Source organism: Streptomyces lucensis JCM 4490, from assembly GCF_014650035.1.
In the GTDB taxonomy this organism is placed as follows: domain Bacteria; phylum Actinomycetota; class Actinomycetes; order Streptomycetales; family Streptomycetaceae; genus Streptomyces; species Streptomyces lucensis.
Genome location: NZ_BMUE01000013.1, coordinates 1 through 11,807, shown reverse-complemented (window position 1 = coordinate 11,807; position 11,807 = coordinate 1). Strand labels below are relative to the sequence as shown.

At 73.1% G+C, this 11,807-nt stretch carries 12 protein-coding genes and 1 pseudogene; 8 read left to right on the top strand and 5 right to left on the bottom strand.

Features of this window, described 5'->3' with window-relative positions:
- The first annotated feature begins 295 nt into the window (after nt 1-295).
- Nucleotides 296-1,720, top strand: coding sequence for a non-reducing end alpha-L-arabinofuranosidase family hydrolase (locus IE177_RS25875; RefSeq protein WP_190017835.1), 1,425 nt, complete (start codon nt 296-298; stop codon nt 1,718-1,720).
- A gap of 147 nt (nt 1,721-1,867) precedes the next feature.
- Here IE177_RS25875 and folE read toward each other — a convergent pair whose 3' ends face one another.
- The 3 genes from folE to IE177_RS25860 all read right to left on the bottom strand — a co-directional run bounded on the left by folE (nt 1,868) and on the right by IE177_RS25860 (nt 3,612).
- Nucleotides 1,868-2,527, bottom strand: a complete 660-nt coding sequence (folE, locus tag IE177_RS25870) for a GTP cyclohydrolase I FolE (RefSeq protein ID WP_190017834.1) — start codon at nt 2,525-2,527, stop codon at nt 1,868-1,870.
- 1 nt (nt 2,528) lies between these two features.
- A complete protein-coding gene (locus IE177_RS25865; RefSeq protein ID WP_190017833.1) occupies nt 2,529-2,984 on the bottom strand; it encodes a hypothetical protein in 456 nt (151 codons plus the stop codon).
- A gap of 79 nt (nt 2,985-3,063) precedes the next feature.
- The gene (locus IE177_RS25860) at nt 3,064-3,612 is read right to left on the bottom strand and encodes a DUF2231 domain-containing protein (protein WP_190017832.1); all 549 of its coding nucleotides are present in this window, start codon (nt 3,610-3,612) and stop codon (nt 3,064-3,066) included.
- A gap of 120 nt (nt 3,613-3,732) precedes the next feature.
- Between IE177_RS25860 and IE177_RS25855 the strand changes: the two genes are divergently transcribed.
- Nucleotides 3,733-4,485 (top strand): helix-turn-helix transcriptional regulator, encoded by a 753-nt coding sequence (locus IE177_RS25855; RefSeq protein WP_190017831.1) that lies wholly within the window; start codon nt 3,733-3,735, stop codon nt 4,483-4,485.
- Between the two features lie 148 nt (nt 4,486-4,633).
- Here the strand turns inward: IE177_RS25855 and IE177_RS25850 are convergent, their stop codons facing one another.
- Entirely contained in the window at nt 4,634-4,810 is a 177-nt protein-coding gene (locus IE177_RS25850; RefSeq protein WP_190017830.1) for a hypothetical protein, read from the bottom strand.
- Between the two features lie 229 nt (nt 4,811-5,039).
- Nucleotides 5,040-5,162, bottom strand: coding sequence for a hypothetical protein (locus IE177_RS35850; RefSeq protein WP_373305179.1), 123 nt, complete (start codon nt 5,160-5,162; stop codon nt 5,040-5,042).
- A gap of 175 nt (nt 5,163-5,337) precedes the next feature.
- On the opposite strand from IE177_RS35850, the gene IE177_RS25840 reads away from it, so the two are divergent.
- The 6 genes and pseudogenes from IE177_RS25840 to IE177_RS25815 all read left to right on the top strand — a co-directional run.
- Nucleotides 5,338-5,862: a GNAT family N-acetyltransferase gene (locus IE177_RS25840; RefSeq protein WP_190017829.1), complete on the top strand. Its 525-nt coding sequence runs from the start codon at nt 5,338-5,340 to the stop codon at nt 5,860-5,862.
- Nucleotides 5,863-6,163: 301 nt separating this feature from the next.
- The gene (locus IE177_RS25835) at nt 6,164-7,123 is read left to right on the top strand and encodes an SDR family oxidoreductase (protein WP_190017828.1); all 960 of its coding nucleotides are present in this window, start codon (nt 6,164-6,166) and stop codon (nt 7,121-7,123) included.
- 110 nt (nt 7,124-7,233) lie between these two features.
- Nucleotides 7,234-8,109 (top strand): MEDS domain-containing protein, encoded by an 876-nt coding sequence (locus IE177_RS25830; protein ID WP_190017827.1) that lies wholly within the window; start codon nt 7,234-7,236, stop codon nt 8,107-8,109.
- Nucleotides 8,106-9,065, top strand: coding sequence for an anti-sigma factor RsbA family regulatory protein (locus tag IE177_RS25825; RefSeq protein ID WP_229816268.1), 960 nt, complete (start codon nt 8,106-8,108; stop codon nt 9,063-9,065). The genes IE177_RS25830 and IE177_RS25825 overlap by 4 nt, the downstream gene beginning before the upstream one ends.
- A 258-nt stretch (nt 9,066-9,323) precedes the next feature.
- Nucleotides 9,324-11,543: a SpoIIE family protein phosphatase gene (locus IE177_RS25820; protein WP_229816267.1), complete on the top strand. Its 2,220-nt coding sequence runs from the start codon at nt 9,324-9,326 to the stop codon at nt 11,541-11,543.
- 112 nt (nt 11,544-11,655) lie between these two features.
- Nucleotides 11,656-11,807: pseudogene (locus IE177_RS25815) on the top strand (RNA polymerase sigma factor SigF); the annotation flags it as partial.

The following is an 11,807-nucleotide window of genomic DNA, read 5'->3' as shown; positions in this document are numbered from 1 at the left end:
CCCGCCTGCTCGGCGCGCCAGGTGCGGTGCGACGCGGGCTTTTGTTGAGTGGGCGCATGCCGTCGTACGCGAATACCGGCCAAATGTTTCGGAGTGTCCGGCGATACGTGCGAGAGAGGTTGACGCCGTTCTCCGGTTACCTATCATTCAAGCGCTCGATACTTCGACTGTTGTTCGGTACGTCGAACCGGTCGCTCATTCGCCCATCGCGTAGCGCACCCCCACCGCACCGACAGTCCGGACAACCTCTGACGAGGCCGACCGGAACCGCCCACTCAAGGTTGAGGAAGTCCCCATGCACGGAGGAAGTTCCAGCCGCAGGCATACGTCCGCGATGCTCGCCGCCGGGGCCGCGGTCCTGGCCGCGTTGGCGGCGATGCTCGTCGTCACCCCGGCTCATGCGGCTACCAGCGGCGCCCTGCGCGGCGCCGGTTCGAACCGGTGTCTCGATGTGCCGGGCGCCAGCCAGGAGAACGGCACCCACCTGCAGATCTACGACTGCTGGGGTGGGGCCAATCAGCAGTGGACGCTGACGGACGACCATCAGCTGACCGTGTACGGCAACAAGTGCCTGGACGTACCCGGCCACGCAACCGCGCCCGGTACCCGGGTGCAGATCTGGTCCTGTTCCGGCGGTGCGAACCAGCAGTGGCGGGTGAACTCCGACGGTGCGGTCGTCGGCGTCGAGTCCGGGCTGTGCCTGGAGGTCACGGGCGCCGGTACGGCCAACGGTACGGCGGTGCAGGTCGGGACGTGCAACGGTGGCGGCAACCAGAAGTGGGCCGGCCTGACGGGGGCGCCGCCGACGGACGGCACGTGCTCTCTTCCGTCGACGTACCGCTGGACGTCGACGGGTGTGCTGGCGCAGCCGGCGAACGGATGGGCCGCGGTGAAGGACTTCACCACCGTGACCTACAACGGCAGGCACCTGGTCTACGCGTCGAACGTGTCGGGGTCGTCCTACGGCTCGATGATGTTCAGCCCGTTCACGAACTGGCCGGACATGGCGTCGGCCGGCCAGACCGGGATGAGCCAGGCCGCCGTGGCGCCCACGCTGTTCTACTTCGCGCCCAGGAACATCTGGGTGCTGGCGTACCAGTGGGGTGCGTCGCCCTTCGTCTACCGCACGTCGAGCGACCCCGCCAACCCCAACGGCTGGTCCGCTCCGCAGCCGCTGTTCACCGGGAGCATCTCCGGCTCCGACACCGGACCGATCGACCAGACCCTGATCGCCGACGGCCAGAACATGTACCTGTTCTTCGCCGGGGACAACGGCAGGATCTACCGGGCGAGCATGCCGATCGGGAACTTCCCGGGCAACTTCGGCTCGTCGTACACGACGGTCATGAGCGACACGAAGGCCAACCTGTTCGAGGGCGTACAGGTCTACAAGGTCCAGGGCCAGAACCAGTACCTCATGATCGTCGAGGCCATGGGTGCGAACGGGCGTTACTTCCGCTCCTTCACCGCCTCCAGCCTGACCGGCTCGTGGACCCCGCAGGCCACGAGCGAGAGCAACCCCTTCGCGGGCAAGGCCAACAGCGGTGCCACCTGGACCAACGACATCAGCCACGGTGACCTGGTCCGCAGCAACCCCGACCAGACCATGACCGTCGACCCCTGCAACCTGCAGTTCCTCTACCAGGGCAAGTCCCCGACCGCGAGCGGCCCCTACGACCAGCTGCCGTGGCGGCCGGGTGTCCTCACGCTGCGGCGCTGACCTCCCCGACCTGCCGACCGACGCACACCGTCTCGAGGAACCCCGGCCGCGCGGCGGCCGGGGTTCCTCTCGTCTCCGGCGCACCGCCGGAGGAGGAGCGCCGCGTGCCGCGCACCGGAGCGCGTACCGGTCAGCCCGGCGCAGAGGTCAGGAAGCCGCTCCGGTCAGGCCGAGGAACTCGCTGCGGGAGCGGGCGTCGGAGCGCAGCAGACCGAGGAGGGTGGAGGTCATGGTGCTGGATCCCGTCGCCTGAACACCGCGCAGGGTCATGCAGGAGTGTTCGGCTTCGATCACCACGCCGACGCCCTTGGGCTCAAGGTGGGTCTGCAGCCAGTCGGCGACCTGCTTGGTCAGACGTTCCTGGACCTGTGGGCGGCAGGCGAAGTGCTCGACCACACGGGCCAGTTTGGACAGGCCCAGGATGCGGGCCCCCGGCAGGTAGCCGACGTGCGCCGTGCCCACGAAGGGCAGCAGGTGGTGTTCGCACACCGACCGGACCGGTATGCGCCGGGCCAGGACGAGTTCGTCGTATCCCTCGTCGTTGGGGAAGGTGGTCAGGTCGAAGGGGCGGGGGGTGAAGAGTTCGGCGTAGGCGCGGGCCATCCGGCCCGGTGTGCCGCGCAGGCTCTCCGAGGCGGTGGAGATGCCGAGCGCGGTGAGGAACCGGCCGGCCGCGGCTTCCGCGGCCGCCAGGTCTATCCCGTCGGGCTCGTGCACGACCCGCAGGACCGGCCGCGTGGCTATCGCGTCCTCCTCGCCGAGAGGGTCTCTCCGGGCAGCGGTGGTGAGGTTCCGGTGCTCGGTCATGTCAGCTGCCCCCGACGCCCAGGGCGGTGAGCAGGACGAGGACGAGCGTGGCCACGGCGAGCAGCCCGTGGGCCAGCACGACCGGCACCGGGAAGTGGCGTTCGGCGGGGACGGGACCTTCGGCCCCCGGGCCCCCCGCGGTCACCGCCGCGCCGGCCGTGGCGCGGTCGCGGTGGACGGGGAGCCAGCGGGCCAGCATCACGAAGCCCAGCAGTGCGACCGGCAGCAGCAGGCCGAACGCGGTCCAGGCCAGCGCGCCCCTGTCGGCGACGACGTAGGCGATCCACACCACCAGTCCGATCGCGGCCAGGGCGAAGTGGCCGAAGACGACGGGTGCGGGCAGGCGGCTGGCGCCGGATCGCTGCTGCCGGATGCCGCCGCGTTGGATCCAGGTGCCGAGCATGTAGAAACCGCCGAGAGCGGTGACCACCCAGGTGATCAGTGCGGCGATGTCCATGGGGAACTCCTGAGGGGACGGTGGCGCGGGCGGCCGGAGGACACCGGCCGCGTCGCGGGTGGGCGTGGGGAGGGCCGGCTCACACGGCCGTGCGGGTGCCGTTCCGGCTGCCGCCGGGCGTGTATCCCTCGGCCTGGGTGTCCTCGTCGGCGACGCGTACGCCGTAGCGGTAGGCGAGCTTGCCGCCGAGGAATCCCGAGACCGCGAGGGCGGCGACGCTGAGCGCGGACAGGACGATCCTGCCGGTGCCGACGCTCCCGCCGTCCGCGTAGTCGCCCTGGCGCCACAGGAAGTTGACGACGTAGGCGGCTGTCACCAGCAGGTTCAGCGTCATGTGGACCAGGGCGGTGCGAAAGGCCCGGGTCCCGGCGGGAATGGCGAACAGGTCGAGGAATCCGGCCATGGCCGCCAGCAGGGCACCGATCACGCCGACCGCGATCAGCCACTGAGAGGACTGGGCCAGGAAGCCTGGGCGGTGCACGACGTGGGACGCGATGTCGAACACCAGGCTGACCACCCAGGCGCCGATCGGCACGGTCACCAGGATCGGATGGAACGGGTGGCCGTACGGGCCGGCGAGCAGGGCGCTTACCGGGCGCTTCGCCTGAAGCTGTGACTCACTGGCCATCGCAACCTCCAGTTGTTTCACCAACAAGTCTTGGACTTATTGAGGGTCGGCGTCAAGATGTGCACCCCAAGACGAGCGAAGAACACTTGTACCTACCGGAATGGGAGTTACCGTGGTCGTGTGGCATCCGATCCGAGCGCGCGGGCCGACGCGGCCGACAGCGCCATCGACTCCGTCAGCGTCCTGAGCGAGGACTCGCGTCGGCGCATGTTCGCCTTCATCCGCCGTGCCCGCCGCGCGGTCACCCGGGACGAGGCGGCCGCCAGCGTCGGCATCTCCCGCAAGCTCGCCGCCTTCCACCTCGACAAGCTCGTCGACGCCGGCCTGCTGCGGGCGCGCTACGAGACGCCCGGCGGGATCCGCAAGGTCGGCAGGCAGCCCAAGGTGTACGAACCCACCGACGCCCAGATCACCGTGAGCATCCCCGACCGGCGTCACGAACTCCTGGCGGACCTCCTCCTGGACGCCGTCCTGACCCAGGGCGCCGACGAGAACGCCGCGCAGGCGGCCATGCGCAGCGCCGGACGACGCGGACGGCAGCTGGGCGAGGCCGCGCGGGACCGGACCCGACCCGGCCGCCTCGGCCCCGAGCGCGGGCTGACCGTCTGCGAGCGCCTGCTGGACCAGTTCGGCTACGAACCCGTACGGGAATCCCCGACCGAGCTACGGCTGCGCAACTGCCCGTTCCACCCGCTGGCCGCGAAGGCCACGGAGCTGGTGTGCGGCATGAACCAGTCCTTCCTCGCCGGTTACCTCCAGGGCCTGGAGGTGGGCGGGGTCCGGGCCGTCCTGGCCCCCGAGCCGGGCGAGTGCTGCGTGCGACTGGGTCCTGGCGACACCGATCGTGACGACGAGACGGCACAGGACGGCTGACGCCGCGCCGGTCGCAGTCCCGGGCACATGAGATCGACCGCGTCCTGCCGATCGCTTCCCGGCGCGGTGTCGGGCGGTGGGCAAGTCGTGCGCTCGTCTTCCCGCCGCACCACGCCCCGGCGCCCGGCCCCTTCCGCCGTCCAGCCCCTCACGGCACCTCGTTCGCCCGTCGCCGTTCCTGCCGCAGCACCTCGTCCAGGTCGGCGAGGCGGTCCAGGCCCTGCACCGCGCGCCGCATGCGGGCGTGGCCCGGCCCCTCCTCGCCGGCCGGCGTGAGGAAGTGCGGGCCGAGCTGGTCGCCGAAGATCCAGTGCGGGGTGGTCATGGAAGGAGCCCTTCCCCGCAGGGGTCCCGTAGGGGCGGGTCAGCCCGGGCGCCGGGGCCGAACGGGTCGGTTCCGCCGGTGGGCGGTGCCGGGGTGAGGGCCGCCTGCCGCGCACACCGGCGCAAGGACTGCTTCTCCGGTGCCGCCTCGCGCGGGTGGCGGCCGCGCCAGTACGGGTTGTCGTGCGGCAGCCCGCCCGAGACGCGGCCGTACATGCCGAAGGTCTGGATCAGCAGTGGTCGGCGAAGCCGAGCAGGCCGGACACCAGCAGGATCACGCCGCACAGCGCGGCGCCGCAGCGGTGGACGGTGGCCGGCTCGTGATCGACGGGAAGCTCGTCGCGCAGTCGCATCCCCGGTCCTCCTCGGTGGGCTGTGGCGGCCGGGCGTCCGCCGCCCTGCCCTTTCCGCTGCTCTTTCTCCCGGAACGCGTCGAACGGTTGCAGACTCGTGGGCCTGGAGCCGTGCCGGTCCCGCTCCTGGGTTCCGTCGCTCGGGCTGTACGGACGCCTGTGCGAAGATCGCGACATGGCTGCTCTGCGCTTCCGTCTCGCCGGCGACGCCGACCTGGTCTCCCTCGTGCGTCTGCGTGACGACGCCGCCCGCTGGATGCTGGCCCGTGGCGTCACCGGGCAGTGGCAGCCGGGTGAGCTGGGTGTGGATCACTTCCGCCGGATCATGGAGAACGGGGAGGTGTGGCTCGCGGAGGCCGCCGGCCGTGTGGTCGGGGCCTGGGAACTGTGGTGGGAGGACGAGCAGGCGTGGGGGCCGCAGCCGTCGACGGCCGGCTATGTGCACCGCCTGATGGTGGACCACGGCACGGTCCCGCCCGGGACGGGACGTGAGCTGCTGCGGGCCGCGGAGCGGCGCGTGGCCGAAGCGGGCCGGCCGCTGGTACGCCTGGACTGCCTGGCCGGCAACGCGTCCCTGAACGCGTACTACCTGGACGCCGGTTACCGGGTCGTCGGACGCACGGAGGGCAAGCCGCAGCCGGGCGGTACGCCCAAGTCGTTCACGCTTCTCGAGAAGTCCGTGCCGGGAGGGACGGAGTAGGAGCCCGCCCACCCGGCACCCGCGCGTCGAGGCCGGGCGCGGAGGCGACCGCGGCGCGCAAGGCGGTCGACCGCTCGTCGATTCCTCCCGCCCGGCGCGCTGGGACCGTGCTCCCGGCCCCTCCCGGCGCGGTGGGCCCGCACACCGCCACCACCGGGCGGCCGTGGGTGTGGCCGCCGGAGTACGTGGAGGTCAGGTGGGTACCCGTTGCCGACCGCGCGTCACGTCAGCCGGTGCGGAACGCGGGAGAGGTGACTCCTCCCGGCCCGCGCTCCGGCAGCCGAGGAACAGCGAGAACCGTATGGACACCGTCACCCCCCGGCGCCGCCCTGCCGCCGCCCCTCCGGACTCGCCCCTGCGCGGGCGTGTCGCCGTCGTGACCGGAGCCGCCCGCGGCATCGGCGAGGCCGTCGCCCGGCGGCTGTCCCAGGACGGCATGCGCGTGGCCCTGCTCGGCCGGGAGGCCGAGACGCTGCGGCGGGCGGCGGCCTCGCTCGCCACCCCGAGCCTGTGCGTCGAGGCCGACGTCACCGACCGGGCGGCACTCGACAGCGCCGCACGGCAGGTGGCGGACCGGCTCGGCGACGCGGCCGTGGTCGTGGCCAACGCGGGCGTCGCGGCCGGCGGCCCCTTCCGGCGCACCGACGCCGACGTGTGGCAGCGCGTCATCGACGTCAACCTGGTCGGGTCGGCGAACACCGCCCGCGCCTTCCTTCCCCAGCTCGCCCGCACCCGCGGCTACCTGCTGCAGATCGCCTCGACCGCCGCTTTCGGCTCGGCGCCGATGATGAGCGCCTACTGCGCCTCCAAGGCGGGCGCCGAGTCCTTCGCCCAGGCCCTGCGCGGCGAGGTGGAGCCCGACGGGGTCACCGTCGGCATCGCCTACCTCCACTGGACCGGCACCGACATGATCAGCGGCGTGGACGACCATCCGGTGCTGCGCGCCCTGCGGGCCAACCAGCCCTGGTTCAGCCGCCGCGTGCACACCTCAGGCGAGGTGGCCGACTGGCTCGCCGCCGGCGTGCGGCGCCGCGCCCACTACGTCTACGCGCCGCCCTGGCTGCGCCTGTGCCAGCCGCTGCGGCCGCTGTTCCCCGCGCTGGTCGCCCGTGCCGCCCGGCGCGAGCTGCGCCGCACGCCCGCCGCCGAGCTCACCGTCGGCACCGGGGTGATGGGCGCGGGCGGACGCGCGGACTGGGAGGCGTACAAGTCCGCCGCGCACCGGTCGCCGGGCGGCCCGTACGAGGAGCCGCCCGGATAGCCGCCCGCCGCCGCGGAGGTCCGGGCACCCATACCCTGCAGTAGGCTCGATGCGTCTATGCCTGGTACTGCCTGGTACACCCGGATTCGGTCGCAAGAGGAAGGTATCCGATGCACCGCGCATGTCCGTCCGCGAGCGGCGGAGCCGCGGCGGACCGTCATGTCGCCGTGGAGTACTCCAGCGACGACGAGTGGGCAGGTCACCTCGTGGTCTTCGTCCGAGCCGGGCTGGGCAGGGGCGAGCAGGTCCAGTACTTCGCGGACGCCACCGATCCCGGTCTCGTGACGCGCACGCTCGCGGACCGGGGCGTGGACGCCGCTTCCGCCGTGCGGCGCGGACAACTCGTGGTGACGACCGCCGACGAGACGTACCTGGCCGGAGCCCGCTTCGACCCGGACGTGATGACGGGTCTGTGGCAGGAGGCCGTGGACGCGGCCGCCGCACAGGGATTCCGCGGGCTGCGGGCGATCGGTGAGATGTCGTGGGGAGCCCGGCGGATCGCGGGCGCCGAGCGCCTGCTGGAGTACGAGCTGCGGATACACCACGAGGTCTTCGAACGGTTGCCGCTGACGGCATGGTGCTTCTACGACCGGCGCCTGCTGGCCCGCGACGACCTCGAGGTCCTCGCGCACGCCCACCTGGCGCGGTGGGGCACGGGTGCCGCCCCCGGCGGCGGGCCGGGTCTGTCGGCGGCTCCGCTGACGGGTGCGCCGGGATTCCGGCTGGCCGGGTCCGCCGGCTACGAGGGCCGTCGCGTCGTCGCCTCGGCCGCGGCCGCGCTCGCCGCTTCTCCGGCGGAGCGCGTCACCCTGGACCTGTCGGTCCTCGACCACCTGGACATCGCGGCGCTGGCCGACATCGCCGACGCGGCGCGCCGGCGGCCCACCGGCACACCCGTGCGCCTCGTCGGGGCTCCGCCCGCACTCCACCGCATGGTGGAGCTCTTCCCGGAGCTGGGGGAGGGCCTGGAGGTGGACGGACGGTGACCGCCCGCATCCACGGGACGCCCCGGCCCCCCGCCCAGGACGACGTGATCTTCCATCATCCCGCTCTCTTCTATTCCACCGGGGAGGACTACGCGGACGGCGTCGGTGACTTCATCCGCAAGCAGACGGCCGACGAACGCCCCGTGCTGGTCGCCGTGCCCGGCGAACGCCTGACGGTGCTCCGGGACCTCGTCGGCGACGCGCACGCGGGCGTCACCTGGGTCGACATGCGCCAGGCTGGCCGCAACCCGGGGCGCATCCTGTCGATGCTGCAGGACTTCGCCGACCGGCACGCGGACCGGCGCCCGGCGGTCGTGGGTGAGCCGATCTGGGTGGGGCGCACCTCCGAGGAGGCACGCGAGGCCACCCGCCACGAGGCGCTGATCAACCTGGCCTTCGCCGGCCGGCGCGCCACCATCCTCTGTCCCTACGACACCGCCCTGCCCGAGCGGGTACTGACGCAGGCCCACCGTACGCACCCGGTCGTCGGCGACCCCGGCGGCTACCGGCGCAGTACGCGCTACGCGGACCCGCACGCGGTCTGCCACGACTGCGACACGCCACTGCCCGAACCCGCCGACCCGGTCGTCCTGCGCTTCGAGGAGCAGGACCTCGCGGACGTACGCGACGCCGCCAGGGACTGGGCCGAGTCGGCGGGCCTGCCGCGGCTCCGCCGCACCGACTGGCTGCTGGCCGTCAACGAGGCCACCGGCAACTCGGTGCGCCACGGCGGAGGACACGGCACCCTGCGCCTGTGGCGCACGGCCGCCGCCGTCGTCGCCGAGGCACGGGACCGCGGGCGCCTTACGGACCCCCTCGTCGGCCGGCGCCGCCCCGATCCGCATTCTCCGGCGGGCGGCCGGGGCGTCTGGATGATGCACCAGCTCTGCGACCTGGTGGAGATCCGGACACCGCCGTCCGGTCTGGTCGTGCGCCTTCACGTGACGCTGGAATGAGCGGCGAACCGGCCGGCGGCGCCCCGGAAGCGCTCGGCGTGGCGTCGCGGCCACACCGCCGATCGGGTCGCGGCCACACCACCGATCGGGTCGCGGCCCCACCGCGGACCGTGTCCCGGCCCCACCGCGGACCGTGTCCCGGCCCGTCCGCCAAGGGCCCGTACCGGCCCGTCGCGGTGCATACGACCCATGATGAGGACTGACCGATGTCGTACAAGATGACGGCCTGCGCGGCAGGCGGTCCGGCGAGGGGGCGGCGTGACGGCTGAGCGAGAGCGGCGGCCGGCGGACGAGGTCCGCCTGCCCGCGGCGCCGGACGGCACGGACGAGAACCTGTCGCTGCTGTTCGGCACGTCCACCGCGCTGTTCGCGTCCATGGCGGGCCCCGCGCACGTGCTGGAGGCGGCGAACCCGGCCTTCTTCGCGGCGATCGGAGGCGGACGGCGCGAACGCACCGGTGTCCCACTGGCCGAGCTGATGCCCGAGCTGGCCGCCCAGGGCTTCATCGGGCTCCTGGACCAGGTGTACCGGAGCGGCACGCGCCACGTCGGCCGCGACGCCCGCGTCCTCATCGGCCTCGGCGACGACACGCGCGAGGCCTACTTCGACTTCACCTACGAGGCGCGCCGCGACGCCGGCGGCAACGTCCTCGGCGTGCGCATGATCGGCGTGGACGTCACCCAGGTCAAGCACGCCCGGCGGCTGGCCGTGGAGCAGCGCGCGCTGCTGGAGCAGATAGCCCGCCAGGCCCCGCTGTCCGAGGTGCTGGACGGCATGTGCAGGGCGATCGAGGAACTGTCCTCCGAGGTGATCGTCTCCGTTCTGCTGGCCGACGAGGACGGCCGCCACCTGCACCACGGCGCGGCCCCCAGCCTGCCCGACTTCTACAACCAGGCCATCGACGGGATCACCACCGGCGAAGGCGTGGGCTCGTGCGGCACCGCGGCCCACCGGCGCCGGAACGTGATCGTCAGCGACATCGCCACCGACCCCCTGTGGGACGACTTCCGCGACCTCGCCGGCCGGGCCGGACTCGCCGCCTGCTGGTCGACGCCGATCCTGACCCGCGACGGCCGGCTGCTGGGCACCTTCGCGATGTACCACCGCGTACCGCGAGCCCCTCAGGACACCGATCTGGCGATGGCCCGCGTCTTCGCCGACACGGCGGCCCTCGCCGTGGAGCGGCACCGCGCGGAACAGGCCCGGCTGGCCGCCGACGAGCGGGAGAAGGCGGCCCGCGACGACCTCGCCTTCCTGCTGACCGCCAGCACCGCCCTGGCCGGCCCGCTCGACGAGCGGCAGACCCTGCAGCGCCTGGCCACCCTGTCCAGCCCGGCGCTGGCGCCCCTGGCCGCGGTCGACGTCGTGGAGGCCGGACGCGTGCACCGGGTGGCGACCGCCGCACCGGCCGGCGAGGCCCACAGGCTGCTCGCCTCCCACGCCCCCGCCCGCGACACCGAGGACGACGCCGTCGCGCGGGTCCTGGCCTCCGGCCTGACCGAAGTGGCCCGCCGCACCCCGACCGGCCCCGGACCCTGGCAGGACCTCGGCGTCACCGGCTACGTCTGCGTACCGCTCCTGGACCGCGACCGGCCCTTCGGCGCACTGACCCTGCTGTCCACCGACGGGCACAGCTTCGACGGCCACCGGGTCGCCCTGGCGGAGGAACTCGCCCGCCGCGCCGCCTCGGCCGCCCGCAACGCGCGCCAGTACGCGCAGCGCGCGGCCCTGGCCCGCGACCTGCAGACCGGCCTTCTGCTGCCCGACCTGCCCGAGATCCCCGGCGCCCAGCTCGCCGCCTTCTACCACCCGGCCGGCGAGGGGCTGGAGATCGGCGGCGATTTCTACGACGTCTTCCCCCGCGACGACGGCAGCTGGGCCTTCATCCTCGGCGACGTCTGCGGGCGCGGGGCCATGGCCGCCACCACGACCGCGCTGGTCCGGCACACCGCCCGCGCCGTCGCCTCCCTCCTCGACGACCCCGTCGACATCGTCAAGGCCGTCGACAAGGCGCTGAACGACCGCTACGCCCACCAGAACAACGGCTTCGTGACCCTCGTCTACGGCCACCTCGCACCGGCGGCCGACGGACTCGCCGTCCACCTCGTCCGGGCCGGCCACACGCTGCCCCTGCTGCTGGACACCGACCACGCGGTCGACACGGTGGAGGCGTCCGGCGGGCTGCTCGGCATAGGCATCCCGCCCAGGCTCGCCGCCCGCCGCTTCACCCTCCGTCCCGGGGAGAGCCTGCTCCTCTACACCGACGGCCTCACCGAGTGCCGGACCGACGGGGAGGACGGGACCGAACAGTACGGCGACATGCGACTGGCCAAGGCCCTGGCCTCCGCGCCGCGCCGGCCGACCGCGGCGGACATCGTCGAGGCGGTGGCCGAGGACGTCCGCGGCTTCGTGAACGGCCGGGACGTCGAGGACGACCAGGCGGTTCTGGTCATCACCGCCGACGAGCCGGCGCCGTAGCGGGAACGGCCGCGCGGCTCCGTCCGATTGCCGGGCGGCATCAGGGGTAGACGCGTGCATGCCGGGCGGGGGGACCGGTGGGGAAGAGGCCGATCGACCGGGAGGGGGCACGATGGCGACGACGACCGCGCGGACCACGAGGCGTACGGCGGACGTTCCGGAGATCGCCGACCCGTCCCGGGTCGCGCCGAAGGACGCGCGGGAGTTGTCGCGGGTGTTCTTCGATCGGCTGGCGGTGCTGGAGGAGGGTACGCCGGAGTTCCA